Raw genomic sequence first — 23,876 nt, 5'->3', positions numbered from 1 at the left:
ATCCGGAATCAAAGGCCGGCATGTCCGGCTTCAGGGAACAGCGTGAATGGCTCAATCGATGGTGGCGCCGGAGGCCTTGACCACCTTGCCCCATTTGTCGATCTCCCGGGTCAGGAACTGCGCCGTGGCGCCAGGTGCCGTCCATTCCGCGGCGAAGCCCTGCATAGCGAACTTGGCGCGTACATCCTCCTGTTCAAGCACGGTCTTCAGCGCGCTGCTCAAGGTGGCGATCACGGCCTGTGGTGTCGCCGCCGGCGCGAGCAGAGCGTTCCACGCGGTGGCTTCGTAGCCGGGCAGGCCAGCCTGCGCCATGGTGGGCACATCGGGCGCGGCGGGCGAGCGGGCCGCGCCGGTGATCGCCAGCGCGCGCAGCCGGCCCTCGCGCACGAAGGGCATGGCGGAGAGCATGGTGTCGAACATCACTGTGGCCTGCCCGCCCATCACATCGGTGAGCGCGGGCGCGCTGCCTTTGTACGGCACGTGGGTCATGTGCGTGCCCGCCATGCTGTTGAACAGTTCGGCGGCGAGGTGCGTGGACTGGCCGTTGCCGGAGCTGGCAAAGCTGACTTGTCCCGGCTTGGCCTTGGCCAGCGCGATCAGCTCCGCGACATTGGCCGCCGGTGTGGCGGGCGCCGTGACCAGCACCAGCGGGCCGCGCGTCAGCAGCGAGACCGGGGCGAAGTCCTTCTGCGTGTTGTAGCCGGGCTTGGTGAACAGCGTCATGTTGATGGCGTGCGCCGTGGTCGCCACCAGCAGCGTGTAGCCATCCGGCGCGGCCTTCGCGGTGGCCTCGGCACCGATATTTCCGCCCGCGCCGGGCCGGTTCTCGATCACCACGGGCTGCTTGAGCTGCTCCGACAATTTCTGCCCGACCACGCGCGCCACGATGTCGGTGGGGCCGCCGGGCGGGTAAGGCACAACCAGCCGCACCGGACGCGTTGGCCAGTCCTGCGCGCGTGCGCCGGGCGCGGCCAGCAGCACGGTGGTCATTGCCATCGCGCCCACCAGCAAGGCGCGCGCGGGCCGCCGAAGCGGCAAGGTTCGGACCATGTCGGTCTCCAGGGTGTCGATGTATGTTGCTGTGTCGTGCTGTGTCGTGCTACGCCGGGCCATGCGGCTTACTCGCGCTGGAAACGCAGCAGCGTGCGCTCGCCATGGCGCATGAACCCCGCGCGCACGCGCTCGCCGATCGTCACGCCGGGCTCGGCATGCCCCATCACGCGCGGGCCTTCGTCAAGCGTGGCCAGCACCAGCGTGTAAGGCGCCAGCGCGCGGAAATCCTCGGTGGGCGCGCGCGCGACTTCGGTGACGCTGTGCACGGTAGCGCGACCCGTGGCGTCGCGCCACGTCAGCCGCGTGCTGCCGCAAGCGCGGCATGCATGGCGCTGCAGCGGTTGCCACGCGGCGCAGTCCTCGCACGCCTGATAGCGCACCACGCCTGCGTCGAGGCCGGCTTGATAGGGATGGTCATTGCTCATGGCGATGTCCTTGGCGAAGCGGTGGGTATTGCAAGCGTTCCCGCCTCCAGCACCAGGCTGACATGCGAAGACAGCACCCCGCCATCCGCGTGAAACAGCGCGCGCTTGCGCGGCGGCAACTGGCGCGCGCCAGCCTTGCCCGCAAGCTGCCGCGTGGCTTCCGCCAGATGCATCAGCCCGCCGGCCACGCCCGAGTGCCCGAAGGCAAGCAGGCCGCCGTGCGTGTTGAGCGGCAGCGCGCCGTCGCGCGCAAAGTCGCCTGCCGCAAGCCGCTGCGGCGAGCCGCCGCGCGGGGCTATGCCAAGCTCTTCCAGCAGCATGGCCAGCGTGATCGTGAACGAGTCGTAGATCGCCAGGTAGTCGATCTGCCCGATCGTGTTGCCCGCTTGCGCGAGCGCGCGCCGCGCGGCGTCTGCAGCGCCGGTAGCCAGCACGCTGTCGAGCGCGCACAGATGCTGGTGGCGATGTGCCTGCCCCGCGCCCGTGATGCGCACGGGTGTGCCGCCACCCGGCTCGGCGGACACCACCAGCGCCACCGCGCCATCGGAGATCGGGCAGCAGTCCGACAGCCGCAGCGGCGTGGCGATGGGCTTGGCGGCGCGTGCCGCATCCAGCGTGAGCGGCTCACGCAGGTGCGCATCGGGGTGCCCCGCCGCGTGCTCGCGCATCAGCACCGCGAAGCCGCTGAGCGCGTCGGCGTGCATGCCGGTCTCGGCCAGATAGCGCGAGGCCAGCAGCGCGTAGTAAGCCGGCACGGAAGCGCCGTTGGGCACTTCCATGTCCGGCTCGCCAACCTGGGCCAGCGTCTGGATGGACTGGTCACGGCTCTGGCCGGAGAGGCGGTTCTCGCCGGCTACCACCAGCACGTTGCGGCAGCGCCCTGCGCCCACCAGCTCGCGCGCCAGCATGGCCATCACGCCGCCGGTGGCGCCGCCGGAGGCCACGCCGTGCGCGTAGGCCGGATCGAGCGAGGCGTACTCGCAAAAGCGCGTGGCCAGCATCAGGTGCGGCAGCGTGGTGGCGTAGCCGCACAGCACGCCGTCGATGTCGGCGCGGGCCAGGCCCGCGTCGGCCAGCGCGGCGTCGGTGGCCTGCGCCATCAGCGTCAGCGGCGTGCTGCCCTCGACGCGGCCAAAGCGCGTATTGCCCGCGCCGCGCAGGTAAGCTGCGTGTGGCATGTCGTCTCGCTTCACCGTCACCGCTTCACCGTTTCAGCAGCGGGCACTGCGACTTGGCCACCGGCATGAAGGCCTGGTCGCCTGGCACCGTGGCCAGCAGCTTGTAGTAGTCCCATGGGTACTTCGATTCCGCCGGCGTCTTGACCTCGAACAGGTACATGTCGTGAATCATGCGGCCGTCTTCGCGGATACGGCCGTTCTTGGCGAAGAAGTCGTTGATCGGCATCGCCTTCATCTGCTTCATGACGGCAGCGGTTTCGTCGGTGCCCGCGGCCTGGATCGCCTTGAGGTAATGCATCACCGACGAATAGGTGCCGGCCTGGCTCATGTTCGGCATCTTCTTGAGCTTCTCGAAGTACCGGCGCGACCACGCGCGCGTGGCGTCGTTCATGTCCCAGTAGAAGCCCTCGGTCAGCAGCAGCCCGGATGCGGTCTTCAGGCCGATGGCGTGGATGTCGTTGATGTACAGCAGCAGCCCCGCCATGCGCTGGTTGCCACCTTTGGTCAGGCCGAATTCGCTGGCCGCCTTGATGGCGTTGACGGCATCGCCGCCGGCATTGGCCAGGCCCACCACCTGCGCCTTGCTGGCCTGCGCCTGCAGCAGGTAGGAAGCAAAATCGCTGGCGCCAATGGGATGGCGCGCCGCGCCGAGCACCTTGCCGCCGGTCTCGTTGATCACGGCGGTGGCGGACTCCTGCAGCGTGTGGCCGAAGGCGTAGTCGGCGGTCAGGAAGAACCATGTCTTGCCGCCGCGCTGCACTACCGCGCGCGCTGTGGAATTGGCCAGCGCGTAGGTGTCATAGGCGTAATGCACCGAAACCGGCGTGCACAGGTCGTTGGTGATGCGCTCGGTGCCGGGGCCGGAGAACACCACGATCTTGTTCTTCTGCTTGGCGACCTCCAGCACCGCCAGCGCCGGTGCCGAGGCGGCCACGTCCAGGATGGCGTCGACGTGGCCCGTATCGAACCACTCGCGCGCCTTGCTGGCGGCGATGTCGGCCTTGTTCTGGTGATCGGCCACCACCAGCTCGATCTTCTTGCCCAGCACCTTGCCGCCAAAATCGTCGATGGCCATCTGCGCGGCGGTGGCGCTGCCGCGCCCGGTCACGTCGGCGTACAGGCCGCTCATGTCGAGGATCAGGCCGATCTTGACCTCGTCATCGGAAATGCCGGCCTTGGCCGGCTGCGCATTGGCCTGTCCTGCGCCGCACAGCAACGCGGCGGCGATGGCGAGCGCGCCCAGCGGGCGGCGCAGCAGCGATTGGTTTCGGTTCATGGTGGTCTCCTCCAGCTTTGGTCTTGTTGACTTGCTTTCTTGTGGGTGCCTAGACGGTAGCGATCGGCGTGGTGGGCGAGCCCACCGCGCCCGGCAGCCGCAGCGGCGGCGCGGTCAGCATGAAGCGCGAGCGCTGGTTGGCGCGCAGCCACTGCGCGAGCTCCTTCAGGTACCAGAGTTCGCCCAGCGGCAGGCCGAGCTTGAACAGGCAGTGATGGTGCAGCGGCAGCAGCGGATGATTCGGCTGGTCGGCCGGCGCGGGCCGCGCCGGATAGCGCTCCACCGCGTAGTTGTCGGCGATCAGCGCGGCGATGCCCGTATCGGTGATCCAGTTCAGCAGGCGGTCGTCGCGGCCGTCCAGCGCGCAACAGCTGTGATGCAGCACGGCTTCATCCGGCTCGCGCTGCATCGACAGCACCACTTCGGCAAAGCCCGTGCGCAGCAACAGCATGTCGCCGGGTTCCACCTCCACCCGGTCGGCCTCCAGCACGTGCATCAGGTCGTCGTAGCCCACGTTGCGCAAATCCTGGCCAAATGCATTGGCCAGGTCCACCAGCACGCCGCGCCCCTGCATGCCCTTGACGGCGAAGTTCTCGATGCCGAGCGCGCGCGCCTCGCTGTGGTCGTGGCCGCAGGCGTGCGCGGCAAAATGATCGTCCTCCGCGTAGTCCACCGGGCCCACGATGTGCTCGTTGGCCCGGTAGCCGTTGTAGTAGACCCGCTCCGGGCGGCCATCGCCATCCGCATCGAACAGCGCGCCCACGTGGGCGAGCGAGTCCCACTGCGTGGAGTACTGCAGCGACAGCAGCACCTGGTCGTCGCTGATCACGTCGGTGGCGCTTGGGTCGACCTTGGCCAGCGGGAAGTTCACATAGGGTATGTCGTCGCGGAAGGTGGGGCGCAGCACTGGCGGATGGCGGCGCGGGTTGAGCTTGTTGCCGCCGGGATAATCCAGCGGCAGCGACAGGCAGAACGACAGCCCGGCCTGTACCTCGCGCGCGCCCTTGCGCACCTGCTCTGCGCCGATCAGGTTGACGCGGCCAAGCTGGTCGTCGGGGCCGAAGTCGCCCCAGTTGGAACCTTGCGGTCGTTGCTTCCAGCGCATGCTGTCTGTCTCCGGTTACAGGTCGGTCGTGATGGTTCGCCGCGTCTTGCGCGCAGTCGGGGTCTTGGTCGTTGGCGTGGCGCTGGCCATGGTGGCGTTGCGCCGGCGTGCCGCCGCCGAGTTGGGCGCCGGCGGTGTCCAGGCGGCGCAAACGGTTTCGGCTTCGCGGCGCAGCGCGCGCGCGAGCGCCGGCTCGCGCTCACTGATGCGCTCATTGAGCGCGGCAATGCTGATGGCGCCAAGCGGGTAGCCATCCGGGTCCGGCAGCGCGATGGCGATGCCGCCCATGCGTTCCACCACCACATCCAGCAGCACCGCGTAGCCGCGCGCGCGGGTGGCCTCCACCTCGCGCAGCAGCATCGCCGCGCTGATGCGCGGATAGCGCTTGAGCGCGGGTGCGATGGCGTGCAAGGTGGCTTCCACCTCCGCATCGGGCAGTGCCGCCAGCAGCGCCAGGCTGCCTGCGCCGACCCCAAGCGGGCGCCGGCTGCCCACGTCAAGGTAGTTGGCGCGGATCGGGAAAGTGCCGGGGCGCAGTTCCAGGCAGACGGATTCCCAGCCGCTTGGCACTGACAGGATGGTGGTGTCCTCGAAGGCTTGGGCAAGCCGGATCAGCGCCGGCCGCACGCTGGCGCGCGGGTCGATGCGGCGCACGCTGGCCGCGCGCAGCGCCAGCCATTCGGGGCCCAGCGTGAACGCCTTGGTGTCGGGGTCACGCTCGATAAAGCCTTCGGCCGCCAGCGTGTCCAGCAGGCGCAGCGCCGAGGCCTTGTCGACGCCGGCCGCCACGGCCAGGTCGGTCAGGCGCGTATTGCGCGCGTCCGACAGCACGCGCAGCAGCCTGCAGGCCTTCTGGAGGGAGGTAGTCGGTACCGTCACGCGAGCGCACTCCGGAGTCGGCCGGTTTCGAAGAGTGAAACCGGTTTTGGGGTTATAGGCTTCCACGTGTGCCCCGTCATTCTGCACTGCATCAAAGTTTTGCCTGATGAAATTCATGGAAAGCCGCGCCAGTTGGGTGTTCGCGGCGGTTCCCGGAGCGTGAGCCGGGTTGCAATCCCGCAAAAACGGGTAGCCCGATTAGGCTCGCCGGTGCGACTTCCGCTATCCTTGGCGGCGATTCGCCGCGCCAGCACGGCTCGCGACACCCGATTTTTACCTGATGCGATCCCCACGTCCCCAAGGAAACACCATGGTTTGCCGAGCCCGCCGCCTTGCCGCGCTGCTCATCCTGAGCACTGCCGCCGCCCAGGCCGTGCCACCGGCCGCCACAACCGCAGCAACCGCCGCGGCCCCCGCCAACGAACGCTTCCAGGTGGCGGGCCTGGAGAAGCCCGCCAGCATCCTGATCGACCGCTGGGGCGTGCCGCATATCTACGCCAACACGCTCTACGACGCCTTTTATGTACAAGGCTTCATGGCCGCGCGCGACCGCCTGTGGCAGATCGACTTGTGGCGCAAGCGTGGCCTGGGCGAGATGGCCAAGGACTTTGGGCCGGCCTATGTAGAAGGGGACCGCATGGCGCGCGCCGTGCTGTTCCGCGGCGACATGTACCGCGAGTGGCTGGCCTATGGCTCGGATGCCAAGCGCGTGGCGGAGGCGTTCGTGGCCGGCGTGAACGCCTATGTGGCGCAGACGGAGAGCAGGCCGGACTTGCTGCCGCCGGAGTTTCGCGTGCTGAACTACAAGCCCGCGCGCTGGCGTGCGGAAGATATCGTGCGCATCCGCCATCACGGGCTCACGCTCAATTTCATGGGCGAGGTCAATCGCGCGCAGGTCTACTGCCAGGTCAAGCCCGATGCCGCCCGCACTGACTGGGTGCAGCGCGAGCTGGATCCGCCGATCCAGCCCAAGCTGCCGGACGGCCTCGACCCCTGCGCGCTGCCCACGGTCGAGCTGCGCCGCGCCTATGAGCTCGCCACCGCCGCGCCGCGCTTTCCGAAAGAGTGGTGGGCTTCGGCCAAGGCGGAGGGCATCCCGCACGAAGCGTTGTATGCGGTGCTTGACACCAACAGCGACACCGCGCGCAGCCTCGGCTCCAACAACTGGGTGATCTCGGGCTCGCGCACCAGCACCGGCCGGCCCATCCTTGCCAATGACCCGCACCGCGCGCACGGCGCGCCCAGCCTGCGCTACATCAGCCACCTGAACGCACCGGGGATGTCGGTGATCGGAGCCGGGGAGCCGTTCCTGCCGGGGATCTCGATCGGGCACAACGACAACATTGGTTTTGGACTGACCCGCTTCTATATGGACCAGGAGGATCTCTACGTCTACGAGACCAACCCGGCGCAGCCGCATGAATACAAGTACCGCGGCCGTTGGGAACCGATGGAAGCCGTGACTGAGGAGATCGCTGTCAAGGGCGAAGCCGCGCCGCGCAAGATCAGCCTGGAATTCACCCGCCACGGCCCGGTGCTGGTCACCGATGCCAAGGGCAATCGCGCCTACGCGCTGCGCGCGGCCTGGCTGGATCTGGGCATGGCGCCGTACTTCGGCTCCATGGACTACATGCGCTCCCAGAACTGGGACCAGTTCCGCGCCGCGATGAACCGCTGGGGCGCCCCGGGCGAGAACCAGGTCTACGCCGACCGCGAAGGCAACATTGGCTGGATCCCCGGCGGCCTGACCGTCATCCGCCCCAACTGGGATGGCCTCACGCCAGTGCCGGGCGACGGCCGCTACGAGTGGGCGGGCTACCGCAACATGGACGAGCTGCCGTGGGCCTACAACCCGGCCGCCGGCTATGTGGTGACCGCCAACGAGAACAACATCCCGCCCAACCACCCTGCAGCCAAGATGGGCGTGGGCTACGAATGGAGCGACACGGCGCGCGCGCGGCGGCTCAAGAGCCTGGTGGCGGCGAACCCGCATTCCTCGGTGGCGGACAGCATGGCGTGGCAGAACGACACCACCTCGCTGCCGGCGCTGCGCGCGGTGGCGTTGCTGGCCAACGTACGCACCGAGGACGCCCAGGCGCGGCGGGGACTCGACCTGCTGCGCGGCTGGGACGGCAACGAGCGCGCCGACAGCGCGCCGGCGGCGTTGTTCGAAGTCTGGTTCAGCAAGTACCTGCGCCCGGCGGTGGTGCGCGCGGCGCTGTCGCCGGAAGGCGCCAAGCTTGCGGGCTACGGCGATGCCAGCCGCGTGCTGGCGGTGCTGGAAAAGCCCGAGCCGTGGATGCCGGTGGAGCGCCGCAACGAAGTCATCGTGGCCTCGCTCAAGAGCGCCATGGCGGAGGTGGAGCGCAAGCTCGGCCCGGACCCCAAAGCCTGGCAATGGGGCAGGCTGCACACAGCGGTGTTCAATCATCCGCTCGACCCGCTGCTGGACAACGCGGCGCGCCAGCGCTACGACGTCAACGCCGGGCCGATCGGCGGGTCTTCCTTCACGCCGATGAACACGAGCTACCGCAACAGCGACTACCAGCTCACCGCGGGCGCGTCGTTCCGCATGGTGCTGGACGTGGGCAACTGGGATGCCTCGCGCGTGGTCAACGCACCCGGGCAATCCGGCAATCCCACCAGCCCGCACTATCGCGACCTGGCGCAGATGTGGGCCAGGGGCGATTACTTCCCGCTGCTCTACACGCGCAAGGCGGTGGAGAAGGAGACGCGGGAGAAGGTGGAACTGGTGCCGCAGTAAGCCCGCGACGGGCTCGTTCAGCTCGGGCCTGGCTGCAGGCATGTGGCGCGCCGGCCCGCGCTATGACAAACTGGATGGCTATCATCAGCCCGAGCCACCATGGAAACGTTGGTCATTCGCCGAGCCGGCACCGAAGACGCTGCCGCCATCAGCGCGCTTGCCATGAGCGTCGCGCACTATTTCACGATCGAGGCGTCCGGGGCCGGCGCGGAGGACTTTCTCGCCAGCCTCTCGCCGGATGCGATTGCCGGTTATGTCACCAGTCCGCGCTTCCACTATCTGGTTGCCTACCGCGGCGAGCAGCTGGCCGGCATCCTTGCGATGCGGGACGTCAGCCACCTCTTTCACCTGTTCGTCGCTCCACAGATGCATCGGAGCGGCGTTGCCGGATCCCTCTGGCAAGCCGCCAGCCAGGCCGCGATCGCCAGCGGCGAGGTGCGTGAATTCACCGTCAATTCGAGCCCGTTCGCAACCGTGGTGTACGAGCGCTTCGGCTTCCAGGCCATCGGCCCTCGCGCACAGACGAAAGGCATCGCCTATGTGCCGATGCGCCTGGCGCTCGAGGACGCCAGGGGCTAGCCCACGTACCAGAGAATGCTGACAAACTGGCAGGCGCTGCCGGCCAGCACGAACAGGTGCCAGATGCCGTGGAAGTGCCGCACCTTCTCGTCGAACAGGAAGAACCCGATGCCGGCCGTATAGAGCGCACCGCCCGCCACCAGCCAGTACAGGCCGGCAGCCGGTAGCGCCGCCACCAGCGGGCCAAAGGCAAACAGCACCAGCCAGCCCATCAGTACATAGATCAGCAGCGAGAACACGCGGGTGCGGTGGCCAATCAACAGCTCCTGCGCGATGCCGATCACCGCCAGTCCCCAGTTCACCCCGAACAGCGTCCAGCCCCAGGGCCCGCGCAGCGTGACCAGCGCGAAGGGCGTGTAGCTGCCGGCGATCAGCAGGTAGATGGCGCAGTAATCGAGCCGCCGCAGGATGTCCTTGGGGCGGCCGCGCAGGCTGTGATAGAGCGTGGAGATGGTGTAGAGGAAGACCAGCGTGGCGCCGTAGACGATGGAGCTGACGACCTTCCAGGCGTCGTGGTAAAGGGCAGAGCTGGTGATAAGGACTGCTGTGCCGGCCGCGGCCAGGACGGCGCCCGCCAGATGGCTGTAGCCGTTGAAACGTTCTCCACGGTACATGTTGTTCATTCTCCTGTAGTGGTCGCTGGTAGGGGCGATTGCAGGGGGCTTTGTTGCGGTGCGTTATCGGGGTATTTTTGCATGGAATTCGAAGGGGCGTGGAAAGTGGGCCGTCGGGGCCTGCCGATGGGGCTCCCCGGGATGGCATAACCATCTGCAAAACCATTCGTTCCCGGCCTGGGTTCCCACCGCTATCGTCTCGCCATCCAACCCTTAGCGAGACTCCCCATGCGTATCCCTTCGCCGCTGTTCAAGGCTGCCCTGACGCTGCTCACCGGCCTCACCGTACTCGCTTCGAGCCCCGCCATGGCTGACCGCCTGGATGACATCAAGAAGGCTGGCGTGCTGCGCGTGGGCGTGTTCGACGCGAACCCGCCGTTCGGCTTTGTCGAGGCCGGCAGTACCACCCCTGTTGGCCTCGACGTGGACTACGCGGCCGAGATCGCCAAGCGGCTGGGCGTCAAGCCTGAGTTCCGCGCGACCAACCCGGCTAACCGCATTGCCCTGCTGGCATCGCAGAAGGTAGACATCGTTGCCGCCAATTTCACCATCACCGATGAGCGCCGCCAGCAGATCGGCTTCTCCACGCCGTACTTCGCCAGCGGCTTGCAGTTCATCGCCAGGAAGGGCGCGCTTAAGCAGCCGGACGACCTGAAGGCCTGGCGCCTCGGCGTGGACAAGGGCACCACGCAGGAGACCACGCTGCGGCAGAAGTATCCGGACGCGCGCGTGATTGCGTATGACGATTCCCCGCTGGCGCTGACCGCGCTGCGCAGCGGCGCGATCCAGGCGTTTGCGCAGGATGGCGCCAAGCTGGGTGCGTTGCTGGCGACGTTGCCCAACAAGGATCAGTTCGAGATTTCGTCGTTCACGCTGACGCGTGAGTACATGGGCGTGGGCGTTCCCAAGGGCGAGGACCGGCTGACCGCGGAGATCGATCGCATCCTGGCGGAGCTGGAGAAGAACGGCACGGCGGCGCGCATCTACGACAAGTGGTTCGGGCCGAAGAGCACGGCGCCGCTGGCGCGGGATTTCACGATTGGCAGCGCGCTGAAGTGAGGATGGCTTTCTTCTTTCCCGGCAAGGGCTAGCCATGCAGGGACCAGCGATCCTGCTGCAGTCGCTGCCGGCAAAGTACGTCGGCTGGATCGCCGCCGGCTTTGGCCTGACCGTGGCATTGTCGGTGACGGTGTTTGTGCTTGGCTGCGCGATTGCCGCCGGCTGGCTGGTGCTCGCGCGTAGCCCGATCATGCCGCTGCGCCTGGCGGCGCGCGGCGCCGTTGGTTTCCTGCGCCGCACGCCGTTGCTGGTGCAGTTGTTCTTCTGGTATTTCGGCGCGGCGCAGCTGCTGGGCGAGGGCGCCATCGGCGCGCTGTATGACTGGCAGGGATGGCGCATCGGCGGCTTGCACGTGCCCGCGCCTTCGCTGGAGGCGCTTGCGAGCCTGGCCGGCATCGGCCTTTACGCCAGCGCTTTTTATGCGCGCGAGTTCGAGGCGGGCCTTGCCAACGTGCCGGCAGGCCAGGGCGCGGCGGCGCTGGCGCTGGGCTTTACGCCCGCCGCCGCATTCTGGCGCGTGGTGCTGCCGCAGGCGCTGCGCGTTGCCGCGCGGCCGATGGTGGGGCAGTTCTGCCAGACCATCAAGAACACTTCGCTGGCGATGGCGATCGGCTTTGCGGAGATGTCCTACACCGCCCGGCAAGTGGAAACCGACAGCCTGATGACCTTCCAGGCCTTCGGCCTGGCCACGCTGCTTTACGTCGCGCTGATCCTGTTGTTGCAGGCGGCGGCGCCGGTGCTGCTGCGCCGCCTGGGATGGACGGAGGCAGCGCGTGCCTGATGCCGATCTCTCCGGCTGGGCCGTCGTGCTCAAGCAGTTGCCCTATCTGTTGGCTGGCACGTTCCCCAACGGTCCCCTGGCGGGCGCCGCGCTGACCTTGTGGATGGCGCTGCTGGCCTGCGCGGGTGCCACCGTGCTGGGCATTGGCGTTGCCGTGCTGCTTGACCTGGCGCCGGCACCGCTGGCGCGTGCCGTGCGCGCGTTGCTGGCCTGCCTGCGCGCGATTCCCGTGTTGATGCTGATCTTCTGGGCTTACTTCCTGTTGCCGATGCTGGCGGGCGTTCACGTGGGTGAGGTGCAGACCGTGGTGCTGGCGCTCGCGCTGATCGGCGCAGCCTACATCGCGCAGGTCATGGCGGCGGGCTTCGACGCGATTGGGCGCGGCCAGCGCAATGCGGCGCTGGCGCTCGGCATGACGCCGTTGCAGGCACTCTGGCAGGTGGTGTTGCCGCAGACGCTGCGCGCCATGCTGCCGTCGCTGGGCAATGTGTGGGTGTCGCTGGCCAAGGATACGTCGCTGGCCTATATCGTGGGCGTGGTGGAGTTGTCGACCGCGGCAACGCAGGTCAACGGGCGCAGCGTGGGCTATGCGGCGCAGGTGTTCCTTGCCGTCGCGTTGCTCTACTTCCTGATTTGCCTGGCGATCGAGAGCGTGGCGGCGCTGGCCTGCCGTATGACGCAGCGGCAGGCCGCCGTCTCCGCGCGGCGAGGCCTGCCCGAGGCGCATGCGCTTCCACCTGTCCGGCCAAGGCCCGGGGCCGGCATGTAGCGATCGGGCCCCGCTAGCTGCGGTGCGCTTCATCGTGCCGGTGTTACGTCCGCGCTTTGCGCCACGGCGGCCGTGTGCTCCGACCATCCTCCGCCAAGCGCCTTGTACAGTGCGACACGGCTGGTCAGGCGGGCCAGCCGGATGGTGGCCAGGGTTTGCTGCGCGGTATAGAGCTGGCGCTGGGCATCGAAGACGGCAAAATAGTCGTCCACGCCATTCTTGAACCGCATCTCCGACAGGCGCTGGGTTTCGCTGGCTTCCTTGACCAGGGTTTCCTGCGCGGCGGCCTCCCGGTCATAGGTCCCGCGCGCGGCCAGGCCGTCTGCCACTTCGCGAAAGGCCGTCTGGATAGTCTTTTCGTAGGCGGCAATATTGATGTCCTTCTGCACCTTGGAGGCATCGAGCCTGGCCTGGTTGTTGCCGGCATTGAAGATCGGCAGGGTGATCTGCGGCGCGAAGGTCCACGCGCCCATGCCTGCGGAGAACAGCCCTGCCAGATTGGTGCTGGCCGAGCCAACCGCGCCGGTCAGCGAGATGGTCGGGAAGAAGGCCGCCCGCGCGGCGCCGATGTCGGCGTTGGAGGCTTTCAGGCGGTGCTCGGCGGCCATGATGTCGGGCCTTTGCTGCAGCAACGCCGAAGGTAGGCCGGCAGGCAGCTCGGCAACGAGGCTTGTCGACTCGAAGGGCTCGGGCGGTGGCAGGTCTTGCGGCAGCGGGCCGCCGATCAGCAGGCTGATGGCATTCTCGTCCTGCGCGACCTGCCGCGTGTATTGCTCCACGCCCACGCGCGCGGTCTGCACCTGGGTCTCGGCGCGGTGCAGGTCCAGCTGTGCCATGGCGCCCGCGCGCTTGCCGCGCCCGATCATCTCGGCGGCAGCTTGCTGGCTCTTCAGCGTGTCCTCCGAGATTTGCAGCAGCACCTGGTCGGCGCGCCAGGTCAGGTAGGCGCTGGCGACTTCGGCGACCAGGCTGATATGGGCGCTGCGGCGCGCTTCCTCCGTGGCGAGATATTGTTCGAGTGCCTCGTGCTTGAGGCTGCGCACGCGTCCGAAGAAGTCCAGCTCGAACGCGTTGAATCCCACGCCCGCGCTGTACTGCGTGATGACCGCCGGCTGCCCGGGCGCGCGCAGTTCGCTGGGCACGCGCTGGCTGAGCACGCCCGCGCTGGCACCGATCGCGGGGAACTGCGCGGCGCGCTGGATACGGTACTGGGCGCGTGCCTGTTCAATGGCGAGCGTGGCCACGCGCAGATCGCGGTTGTTGGCCAGCGCCAGTTCGATCAGGCGCCGCAGGCGCGCATCGACGAAAAAGTCCTGCCAGCCCAGGTCGGCCGCCGCTGTGCTGGTTTCGGCCGCTGCCGGCGTGCCGGCAGCGTAGGCCGGGCCGGTGGGCCAGGCCTCTGGCACTGGCTGCGCGGGGCGCTGGTATGTTGGCTCGAGGGTGCATGCGGCCAGCGCAAGCGGCAGGGCCATGCCGAGAATGCGCAGCATAGGGGCGAGAGTCTTGTGCATGGGATTCATCCGGAAAAGGCGCGCCACACGAGCCGCGAAATGGCCAGCCGGGGATTGCCCTGGCTGGCGACGTTGTGGGTGGGCTCGCTGAAGAGCAACCGTATCAAACGGTGGCGCGTCGCCATGTCCAGATGCAGGGCGAGCCCAAGCAGCTTGCCCTGGCGGCGCGCGATCCGGCATGGCACCCAGCCGGTCGCCTCCATCCAGACCGCGCCCTCGGCGCCGACCGGAATCGCCGCCGCCATCGCGCTGGTAATGGCGACGCCATTGCAGGACAGGTTCACGGTAGTGGCGGTGTACTCGTGCCCGCCGCAAGCTGCCTTGCCGTTGATCCGCAGCAGGGCTCGCTCCCGGTAGGGGAAGCGTTCCTCCTTGCGCGGCCGTGGCAGTTCCACGCAGACCAGCAGCGAGGTAAGGTAGAGCACCATCGACACGGCGGTCCACGCGATGTTGAAGACGAGTCCCGAGGCTGCCGCGTCGGCGGCCACCGCGCGCGCCAGGCCCATGCCCGAGAGCAAGATCAGGCAGCCGTAGAGCGTGGCGAACTTCCCGTGGATCACCAGCTTGCTGCGATCCAGCCCCTTGTTGGTGACCTTGAAAGGACGCCCGAACGGCTTGAAGAACGCGCTGACCAGCGTCGCGCTGACCGCCAGCGCGGATACGATCTGCGTGACTTCAGTAAAGATGGGCAGTGCGCGCGAGCCGGTTACCCAGATGCTGTAGGCCCAGTAAAGCAGCAGCGCCGGCACGCCATAGGCAAGGAACTGCATCGGTTCGCCGTACAGCGTCGGCACGTCGAAGTACCAATTCAACAGTGGCCCGGCCAGCAGCATGAGCGTGAAAGGGCGGCTCAGCCAGTGCAGCAGGCCGTGCACGTAATGCACGCGCTGGCCCAGCGTGTAGCCGCGTCCGCGCAGCGGCCCGTCGGCCGTGAGCGCCACCTGGATCGTGCCCAGTCCCCACCGGCTGCGCTGGCTGATGTACTCGGGCAGGCCTTCGGCGGACAGGCCCACGCTCAAGCGTTCGTTGAGCCAGCGCGTGACATAGCCGTGGGGCATCAGGCGATACGTCAGGTGGATATCCTCCGTGACCGTGCCGGTCGGGAAGCCGCCGATCAAGCCTAGTGCCTCGCGCCGGACCACGAACGACGTACCGATGCAAAAGGCGGTGCCCCAGGCGTCCTTGGCGGGCTGCATCACATCGAAGAAGGCCCGCTGCTCGTCGACCCAGCATTCGGTCGAGCGCAGGTTGTACTGGATCGGGTCCGCGTTGTAGTAGAACTGCGGCGTCTGCACTACGCCGACCTTGGGGTCGGCGAACAGGCCGATGGTACGCATGAGGATGTTCTTGTTCGGGGCGAAGTCGGCGTCGAGCACCATGATGTAGGGTGCGCCGCCGCCATGCTCCGCACGGGCGCTATGCTGCAGGCCATTGTTGAGGTTGCCCGCCTTGGCATGCGTGTTGTCGGGACGCGTGACGTAGTTGGCGCCGACCTGCGCGCAGAACGCCTTCAGCCAGTCGCGCCGGGTGTCGTCGAGTACCCACACGCGAAAATCCGGATAGTCGATCGCCAGCGCGGCAACAATGGTCTTCTCCAGAATTTCCAGTCCTTCGTTGTAGGTTGCGATGAAGATATCGACGCGGGGCACCGAGCGGCTGCGCCGCAGCGCTGCCTCGCCTGCATCGGCCGCTGGCGCGTGGTTGCTGCCGCGCGTCAGCGTGACGATGGAGATCACGGTGTACGCGATCGTCATGATCTCGAACCCGAAGAAGGCATGTGCCCACAGGCTCGGGAAGGTCATTTGCCATTCGGGCAGCGTCTGGGTCCAGCGCCAGGCGAGGTAGACGAGCAGCAGGGTCGCGGTGATGGCACCGAACACGCAACGGTCAGAGTCCCGGGCGCGGTCTGCCCGCATGCAAAGCCAGGCGAGCAGCAGTGTGGCGGCGTTGATGAGGAGCAGCGCCCTGCCATCGAGGAAGAATGCAAACATCGTTACTCCTTGGACGGAGAGGCGGAAATGGCGCTGGTGCAAGCGGCATCGACACATCCGGAAGGACGGAAGGGGTTCCAGCCTGCGGCGGCCAGCACCGCCCATGCGGTCGCGCCGAGGTGGGGCAGGTGGTAGTAGTAGAAGTCCTCCGTGGTGGAGGTCGGCCCGATCGAGAGGCCGGTGCGGATGCGTTGTTCCGGCGTGGCGTAAAGCAGGCCGGAGGGCGCGCGCTGTGACAGCAGCAGTGGCCAGAGCGATGAGGCATCCTGCACGCGGCTGCTGGCGCGCAGCACCAGCGCGGCCTGCCCCGTGCCTTCGGTCCAGACGCCGTCGGGGTTGCCGTTGAAGCCGTAGCCGCCCTTGACGCCATGACGCTCGCGGGTCCAGTCCAGGCCCCTGCGCCAGTCCGCGGGCGCGTCTGGCACGGCGATCAGCGGCCATAACACCGCATCGAGAGCGGAGGGGCCGCTATTGAGCGAGCGGCCATCGTCGCGCGTGCCGATCACGAAGCGGCCTTCGCGCGGCTGCCACATCGCCTCGACGAAGCCGCGCGCGCGCCGCGCCGCCACCGGCCAGCGCGGATCGTTGCTGAGGCGGGCCAGCCAGCTGAACGCGGCATAGGCATCGACGTTGTGCTCGGTGGATTTCCAGGACTGGCGGGTGGGGCTGGGTTCCTCGCCGAAGTAGCCGCCGATGAAGCCGCCCGGGGGACCGGCATCGAAGAGCGTGGCGTCGACCCAGCCCATCAGCGCCGCGGCACTGTCGAGATAGCGGCGTTCGTGGGTGCTGTCGTAGACGGCCAGCAGCATCAGCGCGGCCCACGCCACATTGCCTGTGGCTGTGCCGGCCTGGTACGCGTCCTCGAACCAGCGCTGGCTCGGCGCGTCCCACCAGCCGGGCAGGGGCGCGGGGCCCGCCGGCAGGGCGCCGGCGCGGTAGGCATTGCGCAGCCGGTTATCGTGGTAGTGACGATCGCGCGCGCTGGCAGCAACCATGGCGTCCGCTATGCGGCGCGCATCGCCAACGCGGCGGCAGGCCACCAGCGCGATGCCGGCGAGCGCGTTGTCATAGACGAACGCCGCTTGCTGCAAGGCGGGTGCGAGCGGACCCTGCCCCGGTGCAGGCTCGTAGCTGCCGAGCATCACCGGGCCCTGGCCTGGCACCGCCGCGACCCGCGCGGCAATGGCCTGGCAGGCGCCTGCCAGCAACTGCTCGCGCGCTTGCGCTGGGGGCGCCTGGGCGGCAGCGGGCGGCGCCAGGATCGTGGCCAGGCCGGTCATGCCGGCCAGCAGCGGCGGCAGCATTCGGCGGCGTAAGGTGAGTAAAGTGGATAAGGTGGGTAAGGTCCGGTTCATGGCGATCTCCTGCCTTGCGTCGGATTCGCTGCCGTCAGATCAGCGCGCGCATATGGCCCCACCAGGGCTGGTCGAGGCTGACCTTGGCCCAGCGGCCCAGCGCACAGCGATCCGCCGCCGCGCCGGCGCTCTGCTGGGGCAACGCCGGCAAGCGCTTGTCCAGTTTGGCGATCAGGTAGATCTCGTTTTTCTCGATGGGCGGGAACGGCACGAAGTAGCGCGCCTGCTCGCCATCTGGAGCGCGCGGCAGGATTTCAGCAACCTTGCCGGCCAACGGCGCGGCCACGCCATCCACGCGCACCGTCACCTTGGTGCCGGGCAACAGGTCGTTGCTGAGGCTGCGGGGGAACACGGCCACCACCCGGGGTTGCGCGCAATTGGTACTGCGCAGCAAAGTCGCGCCGGCCGCGACGCGCGTGCCGGGTGGTGCCAGCACGTCCTGGACCATGCCGGAATCGTAGGCTTTGATATCCAGGTTGGACATGCGTTGGACGCGCTGCTCTTCCTGCGCGATCAGGGAGTCAACCGACTTGCCATACTGCTCAAGCTGGGTCAGCTCCGCTTTGAGCTGGGTGATCTCCGCGCTCAGTTCGTCGTGCCGCTGCGCCAGCGTGGAGACCGCGCCATCGGTGCTGGAGAGGTACACCTTGCCCTTGGCTGCCTGGCTGTTGCTAAGCGCGTTGTCGAGCTCGGCGCGGATCGCTTCCTTGGAGTTCGACAGGATCGACAACTGGTATCGGGAGGCGTTTGTGTAGGCCTCGCTGACCGCGCCCGCCCATTGCATGGCCTGGTTGCGGTTCACCACGTCTTCCTGCTGGTCCACCTGTTCCTTGGCCATTGCCATGCGGGCCTGGATGCCGCGGATCTTGGCGGCGTGCTCGGCTTGTGCGGCTGCCTGGTATTTCTTGGTCTCCTGGTCGGTTGCATCGAGGCGGGCCTGATCGCCTTCGAGCTTGGCTTTGGCCGCATCGTAGCGCTGCTGGTTGTCCAGCTTCTTGCCCGTCAGTTCCACCAGCAAGGCGCGGTCGATATTCTGGTTCTGCACGCTCATCAGCGTGTCTCCCGGTGCAAATGAGGCGCCCACCGAAATCCGCTGGCCTGCCACCACGCCTTCGACCGGCGTGGTGACCAGGTTGACCGGTCCATCGACCACGGCGCGTTCCGACGAGCGCGTAAACACGGGGGGGAACATCACGGCCAAGATCACCCAGACGATAAAGGCGGCTACGCCGTAACTGGTCAGGCGAGGCACCACATGCCAGAGGGGGCGTTTGCTCAGCTCGCGGCTGCCTCTCGCAGGCGCCAGATGGTCTGTGCGCAAGTCCGGCAGGTGCGTGGCCGGGGGACGGCTTTGTTCGATTTTGTCGCTCATGGCATCCTCACTGGCAAGTTTGCGCGATCGGGTTCGCAAAACGAGCGGCAAGCCGTTGGCACCGGGCGTGTCGGCAAGACGCACGTTCCCTGTAAAGCAAGTCCCCCAATTTTTCTTCCGCGATGCGTTGTTTCACGGCCCAGCCGGGCCGCTTGCGCATCTGTGTGTGGACCAGGACATGCCGGGTCCGTTGATCTGCCCGCGCTCCGGCTGAGCACAGGAGCGGGGCGAATGCGTATGGCCCGAGGGCCATCGACGATACTCGCGGATGTGCAGGACTCGGGTTCGCTGCACGGTGGCGAGTAAATGAAGGCTAGCCAAGAAGCGGCGCTAGTGCTGTAAGAATGTGTAAGAGCAGGATGTCACACCGTTGAAATCAATGGCATCCGATACCCCCATTTCCCACGCGGGCAGAGACCTGGCTTTCACATGCGCATGGGCACATTTTCGGAGGGTGAGGCATTCCCCGCGGCCTCTGCAGACATTGTTTCTTCTCATCGCGCGATGGCCTGTGCGCCATGCTCGCCACTTGATCGCTTGCCGCCCGGCGGGGCGGGCAATGGGTGTTTTCTGTCTTCTGTTTGCAACACGCACTGTGAAGAAGCAGCGCGCATGAAAAAAGGCCGGCGCAGGGCCGGCCTCTCGATCATGCCACGGCGACGAATACACGCCATGGCACTCGGCAATTCAGCACATCAACATCAACGTGCGCTTGCGTCCGCGTACACGCGCTCACCTGCCACCCACGTCTGCGTCACACGGGTCTTCCAGATCTCGGCCGGCGCCACCTTGAACAGGTCCTGGTCGATCAGGATGAAGTCGGCCCACTTGCCCGGCTCCAGCGAGCCCAGCGTCTTCTCCTGGTGCTCCGCGTAAGCAGCGTCCAGCGTGAAGGCGCGGAAGGCCTGGGTCAGGGTCATGGCTTCCTCCGGATGCCAGCCCTTGATCGGGCGGCCTTCGTGGTCGGTACGCGTGACCGCCGCATGCAGGCCGTAGAAGGGGTTGGCGGATTCCACCGGGAAGTCCGAGCCGCCGGCAATCACGGTGCCTTGCTTGAGCATGGTCTGCCAGGCGTAGGCGCCCTTGATGCGTTCCTTGCCGATGCGGTCCTCAGCCATGTTCATGTCGCTGGTGGCATGGGTGGGTTGCATCGAAGCGATCAGGTCGAGCTGCTTGAAGCGCGGGATGTCCGGCAGCGCAACCACCTGGGCGTGCTCGATGCGGTTGCGCAGTTCGCGGCCGCCGACTTCCTTGTAGGCGACCTCAATCGCGTCCAGCACCTGGTGGTTGGTGGCGTCGCCGATGGCGTGCACGTTGACCTGGTAGCCGGCCTTGATCGCCATCTTGACGCTCGCCTGCATGGCCGCGTCGCTCATGAACAGCAGGCCGCTGTGCACGTGGTCATCCGAGTACGGCGCCATCAGCGCCGCGCCACGGCTGCCGAGTGCGCCGTCGCCGTACAGCTTGACCGCGCGCAGGTAGTAGCGGTCGTTGCCGTAGCCGGAGAGCGGGCCCTTGGCGCAGAGCGCCTTGAAGTCGTCGCCGGTGTCGCGGATCATGCCGTAGATGCGCGTGGTCAGCTTGCCCTGGTCGGCGAACTCGCGGTAGATGCGGTCTTCCTGCGCGGTCACGCCGGCGTCGCCCGCGGCGGTCAGGCCGAGCGCGTTCATGTGCGCCAGCGCGGCGGCCAGCGCGGCGCGGCGGTCGTCGTCCGAGTACGGCGGGATCACGTTGTTGACCAGCGCCATGGCCTTGTCGACCAGCACGCCGGTGGGGTTGCCGTTGGCGTCGCGCTCGATGCGCCCGCCCGCCGGGTCCTTGGTGTCGCGCGTGATGCCGGCGGCTTGCATGGCCTTGGTGTTCAGCCAGGCGGCGTGGCCGTCCACGCGCACCAGGCGCACCGGGCGGTCCGATACGGCGGCGTCCAGCTCGGCGGCGGTGGGGAAGCGGCCCAGCTTCCAGTTGACCTGGTTCCAGCCGTAGCCCAGCAGCCATTTGCGCTGCGGGTTCTTGTCGCCGTAGGCGCGGATCATGCCCTGCGCTTCGGCCAGGTCCTTGGTGCCCGACAGCGAGATCTCGGTGGTCTTGAAGCCCAGGCGGAACACGTGGCCGTGGGCGTCGATCAGGCCCGGAAGCAGGGTCTTGCCCTGGCCGTCGATGCGCCTGGCATCGGGGTACTGCGCGCGCAGCGCGGTGGCGTCGCCGGTGGCCAGCACCTTGCCCTGGTCGAACACCAGGCCGGAAAAGCTGGCGACCTGGTCGTTCTTCAAGGTGTAGCCCTGCACGGATTCGATCAGCGTAGGCGCGGCGTGGGCCGACATCGTGAAGCCGACGGCCACTGCCAGCAGGCTCTTGTGGATCGCGTGTTTCAAGTCAACTCTCCTTGTTGTTGTCGTACTGCGGCTGTAGTACAGCGCTTTGGTTTTCTTATGTGTTCTCAGGATGCTTACTGCTTACTGCTCTTTATTCGCCGGTCGCCGTGGCGGGAAAGACGGAACCGGTTGCCTGCGTGCCGCGGGCCGGCGGCAGCGGCGGAAATTGCATGTCCGCGTAGCGCACGAAGCGCGTCTTGCGTACGAGGCGGTAGCCTAGCCAGATGGCGAGGAAGATCGGGATGCCGATATAGGTGGCGGTCACTGCCACCCAGTCGATCTTGCCGTCCATGAAGGCCTGGTAGTTCTGGCCCAGCGTGACGATCAGGCACAGCGCAAAGGCAAAGATCGGGCCGTACGGGAAGAAAGGCGAGCGATACGGCAGGCGGGAAAGGTCCAGCCCTTGCGCGACAAAGCCGCGGCGGAAGCGGTAATGGCTGATGGCGATGCCGAGCCAGGCGATGAAGCCGGTCATGCCCGACAGGTTCAGCAGCCACAGGTAGACGGACTTGCTCTCGAACATGGAGGTCAGGAAGCACAGCGCGCCCACCGCGGTGGTGGCCAGCAGTGCCGCCAGCGGCACGCCGTTGCGCGTGAGGCGTGCGAAGATGCGCGGGGCGCGGCCTTCGGTCGCCAGGTTGTAGAGCATGCGGGTGGAGGCGTACATGCCGGAGTTGCCGGCCGACAGCACGGCGGTCAGGATCACCGCGTTCATCACTCCGGCGGCAAATGCCAGTCCCGCATGGCGGAACACCAGCGTGAACGGGCTCACGCCCACCGTTTCCACATCGCTCTTGAGCAGGCTGGAATCGGTGTAGGGAATCAGGATGCCGATGATCAGGATCGCCAGCACGTAGAACAGCAGGATGCGCCAGAACACCTGGCGCACGGCGCGCGGGATGTTCTTGGCGGGATCGGCCGATTCACCGGCGGCCACGCCGATCAGCTCGGTGCCCTGGAAGGAAAAGCCCGCGATCATGGCCACGCCGATCATCGCCGGCAGGCCGCCGACGAAGGGCGCGTCGCCTGCCGTCAGGTTCACCAGCCCGGCCGGCACGCCGCCCGTATCGCCGCGCAGGATGCCGAAGATCATCAGCACGCCGATGACGATAAACGCGATCACCGTCACCACCTTGACCAGCGCGAACCAGTATTCGGCCTCGCCAAAGCCGCGCACGGAGATGGCATTGAGCAGGAACATCAGCGTGAGGAACAAGGCGCTCCACAGCAGCCCGGGCGTATCCGGAAACCAGTACTGCATCACCAGCTGCGCCGCAGCCAGTTCCACGGCGATGGTCACCGCCCAGTTGTACCAGTAGTTCCAGCCCAGCGCGAAGCCGAAGCCTTCCTCCACGTAGAGCGCGCCGTAGGTGGCGAACGATCCCGACACCGGCATGTACGCCGCCAGCTCGCCCAGGCTGGTCATCAGGAAGTACACCATGGCGCCGATCAGGATGTAGGCCGCCAGCGCGCCGCCCGGGCCGGCCTGCGCGATGGTGGCGCCGGAGGCCACGAACAGCCCGGTGCCGATCGAGCCGCCGATGGCGATCATGGTGAGATGGCGCGCGCGCAAGGTGCGGCGCAGGGCGGGTGGTGGAGGGTGGGGTGCGGGTTGCTGGCTGGTCATGGATAAGAGGAATTGGAGCGCGGAAGCAGGATGTGCCGGCGTGGCCCGCATTGACTGGCGCTGCCGGCATCCGACCGGGCCCGGCCAGCACAAGGCAGGATGCACGGCAGTACATTTACCGGCTGGTACATTGGGCGGCATCATAAGAGAAAAAGCCGCCTGGGGAAAGGCGCGGGGCGGGGCTGCGGCGGGTTTTGCCCTGGTTGCGGTGCGGCATGGCTAGAATCTGGGGTTTGCATCCTCGCGGTATCCGGACCGATCCTCATGAACCTGCCCTTCAACGACAGCTATCTTCTACACATCGCGCTTAGCGTCGGCATCGTGCTGGCCGGCATGCTGGCAGTGAAGTTCATCAACCGCTTTTTCCAGGCCCGCCAGCAGGGGGACAAGGACAACCGCGGCAGCTATCGCACCTGGACCGTGGCCTCGCGCAATGCGGTTGCCGCGGTGGTGTTCCTGCTGCTGCTGGGCATCTGGGTGTCCGAGCTCAAGAGCGTGGCGATCTCGCTGACCGCCTTCGCGGTGGCCCTGGTGATCGGCGGCAAGGAACTGGTGATGTGTTTCCTTGGCGCCTTCCTGCGCATGATGGCGCGCCCCTTCCAGCTTGGCGATATCGTCGAGATTGGCCCGCATTCCGGCGAGGTGGTGGACATGGACGCGCTCACCACCACGCTGGTGGAAATTGCCGGGGCGCGCCAGTTCACTGGTTCCACGGTGCAGATTCCCAACAGCATGTTGCTGACAGTCGCCGTGCGCAACCACTCCCAGGCGGGCAAGTACACCCTGGACACGCTGCGCATTCCGTTGCCGGAGAAGAGCGACCCGGACCGCGTCGAGGCCGACCTGATCGCGATCACGGAAGAGGTGTGCGCCGGCTTCCTGGCCGAGGCCCGGCACAGCCTGGAGGAATACGGCGGCTCGCGCTTTCTCGATCTCTCGCAGTTCGAGCCGCGCGTGATGTTCGAAGCCATGGCGGCGGACCGGCTCGATGCGCTGGTGCGGTTCCCGGTGCCGGTGGGCTCGCGGCTGTCGATTGCGCAGCAGATCCTGCGCAAGTACCACCAGCGGCGCAATGCGGAACCGGCCGCTGCTGCTGCTGCTGCTGCTGCGGAGCCGGCGCCCGCGCAACAGGACAAGGCGGCGTCGCATTCCTGATCCTCGGGCGC

Annotated in this window: 19 protein-coding genes; 6 read left to right on the top strand and 13 right to left on the bottom strand. The window is 67.3% G+C overall.

Annotated features, from left to right (window positions below; genetic code table 11):
• Positions 1-51 precede the first annotated feature (51 nt).
• The 6 genes from AC1RQC_RS14370 to AC1RQC_RS14345 all read right to left on the bottom strand — a co-directional run bounded on the left by AC1RQC_RS14370 (position 52) and on the right by AC1RQC_RS14345 (position 5,916).
• Positions 52-1,050, bottom strand: coding sequence for a tripartite tricarboxylate transporter substrate binding protein (locus AC1RQC_RS14370; RefSeq protein WP_492883769.1), 999 nt, complete (start codon positions 1,048-1,050; stop codon positions 52-54).
• Between the two features lie 68 nt (positions 1,051-1,118).
• A complete protein-coding gene (locus tag AC1RQC_RS14365; RefSeq protein ID WP_492827979.1) occupies positions 1,119-1,478 on the bottom strand; it encodes a Zn-ribbon domain-containing OB-fold protein in 360 nt (119 codons plus the stop codon).
• Positions 1,475-2,656: a thiolase family protein gene (locus AC1RQC_RS14360; RefSeq protein ID WP_492811062.1), complete on the bottom strand. Its 1,182-nt coding sequence runs from the start codon at positions 2,654-2,656 to the stop codon at positions 1,475-1,477. Before AC1RQC_RS14360 ends, AC1RQC_RS14365 begins: the two co-directional genes overlap by 4 nt.
• Positions 2,657-2,681: 25 nt before the next feature.
• Positions 2,682-3,932, bottom strand: a complete 1,251-nt coding sequence (locus AC1RQC_RS14355) for an ABC transporter substrate-binding protein (protein WP_492375631.1) — start codon at positions 3,930-3,932, stop codon at positions 2,682-2,684.
• A gap of 49 nt (positions 3,933-3,981) precedes the next feature.
• A complete protein-coding gene (locus AC1RQC_RS14350) occupies positions 3,982-5,037 on the bottom strand; it encodes a cyclase family protein (protein WP_492883767.1) in 1,056 nt (351 codons plus the stop codon).
• 15 nt (positions 5,038-5,052) lie between these two features.
• Positions 5,053-5,916, bottom strand: a complete 864-nt coding sequence (locus AC1RQC_RS14345; protein ID WP_492375629.1) for an IclR family transcriptional regulator — start codon at positions 5,914-5,916, stop codon at positions 5,053-5,055.
• Positions 5,917-6,226: 310 nt separating this feature from the next.
• On the opposite strand from AC1RQC_RS14345, the gene AC1RQC_RS14340 reads away from it, so the two are divergent.
• Positions 6,227-8,680, top strand: a complete 2,454-nt coding sequence (locus AC1RQC_RS14340; RefSeq protein WP_492883765.1) for a penicillin acylase family protein — start codon at positions 6,227-6,229, stop codon at positions 8,678-8,680.
• Positions 8,681-8,779: 99 nt separating this feature from the next.
• A complete protein-coding gene (locus AC1RQC_RS14335; protein ID WP_492375627.1) occupies positions 8,780-9,259 on the top strand; it encodes a GNAT family N-acetyltransferase in 480 nt (159 codons plus the stop codon).
• Here AC1RQC_RS14335 and trhA read toward each other — a convergent pair.
• Positions 9,256-9,873 (bottom strand): PAQR family membrane homeostasis protein TrhA, encoded by a 618-nt coding sequence (trhA, locus tag AC1RQC_RS14330; protein WP_253929680.1) that lies wholly within the window; start codon positions 9,871-9,873, stop codon positions 9,256-9,258. The genes AC1RQC_RS14335 and trhA overlap by 4 nt on opposite strands.
• A 228-nt stretch (positions 9,874-10,101) precedes the next feature.
• Between trhA and AC1RQC_RS14325 the strand changes: the two genes are divergently transcribed.
• The 3 genes from AC1RQC_RS14325 to AC1RQC_RS14315 are packed head-to-tail and all read left to right on the top strand — an operon-like array spanning position 10,102 to position 12,482.
• A complete protein-coding gene (locus tag AC1RQC_RS14325; RefSeq protein ID WP_492883763.1) occupies positions 10,102-10,932 on the top strand; it encodes an ABC transporter substrate-binding protein in 831 nt (276 codons plus the stop codon).
• Between the two features lie 34 nt (positions 10,933-10,966).
• The gene (locus tag AC1RQC_RS14320) at positions 10,967-11,713 is read left to right on the top strand and encodes an ABC transporter permease subunit (RefSeq protein ID WP_492883761.1); all 747 of its coding nucleotides are present in this window, start codon (positions 10,967-10,969) and stop codon (positions 11,711-11,713) included.
• Positions 11,706-12,482, top strand: coding sequence for an amino acid ABC transporter permease (locus AC1RQC_RS14315; RefSeq protein WP_492375624.1), 777 nt, complete (start codon positions 11,706-11,708; stop codon positions 12,480-12,482). The genes AC1RQC_RS14320 and AC1RQC_RS14315 overlap by 8 nt, the downstream gene beginning before the upstream one ends.
• Positions 12,483-12,511: 29 nt before the next feature.
• Here the strand turns inward: AC1RQC_RS14315 and AC1RQC_RS14310 are convergent, their stop codons facing one another.
• The 6 genes from AC1RQC_RS14310 to AC1RQC_RS14285 form a co-directional block, all read right to left on the bottom strand.
• Positions 12,512-13,993: an efflux transporter outer membrane subunit gene (locus tag AC1RQC_RS14310; RefSeq protein ID WP_492375623.1), complete on the bottom strand. Its 1,482-nt coding sequence runs from the start codon at positions 13,991-13,993 to the stop codon at positions 12,512-12,514.
• 5 nt (positions 13,994-13,998) lie between these two features.
• The gene (locus AC1RQC_RS14305) at positions 13,999-15,984 is read right to left on the bottom strand and encodes a glycosyltransferase (RefSeq protein ID WP_492883759.1); all 1,986 of its coding nucleotides are present in this window, start codon (positions 15,982-15,984) and stop codon (positions 13,999-14,001) included.
• A gap of 2 nt (positions 15,985-15,986) precedes the next feature.
• Positions 15,987-17,339: a hypothetical protein gene (locus AC1RQC_RS14300; protein WP_492375621.1), complete on the bottom strand. Its 1,353-nt coding sequence runs from the start codon at positions 17,337-17,339 to the stop codon at positions 15,987-15,989.
• A gap of 34 nt (positions 17,340-17,373) precedes the next feature.
• A complete protein-coding gene (locus AC1RQC_RS14295; RefSeq protein WP_492375620.1) occupies positions 17,374-18,711 on the bottom strand; it encodes an HlyD family secretion protein in 1,338 nt (445 codons plus the stop codon).
• Positions 18,712-19,412: 701 nt separating this feature from the next.
• Complete coding sequence (locus AC1RQC_RS14290) at positions 19,413-21,083, bottom strand: amidohydrolase (protein WP_492375619.1); 1,671 nt, start codon at positions 21,081-21,083, stop codon at positions 19,413-19,415.
• A gap of 91 nt (positions 21,084-21,174) precedes the next feature.
• Complete coding sequence (locus AC1RQC_RS14285) at positions 21,175-22,710, bottom strand: amino acid permease (RefSeq protein ID WP_492387236.1); 1,536 nt, start codon at positions 22,708-22,710, stop codon at positions 21,175-21,177.
• 264 nt (positions 22,711-22,974) lie between these two features.
• Between AC1RQC_RS14285 and AC1RQC_RS14280 the strand changes: the two genes are divergently transcribed.
• The gene (locus AC1RQC_RS14280; protein ID WP_492883757.1) at positions 22,975-23,865 is read left to right on the top strand and encodes a mechanosensitive ion channel family protein; all 891 of its coding nucleotides are present in this window, start codon (positions 22,975-22,977) and stop codon (positions 23,863-23,865) included.
• Positions 23,866-23,876 lie beyond the last annotated feature (11 nt).

This window comes from Cupriavidus sp. GW822-FHT03E04 (assembly GCF_058801495.1).
This window is presented reverse-complemented; position numbering and strand designations above follow the sequence as displayed.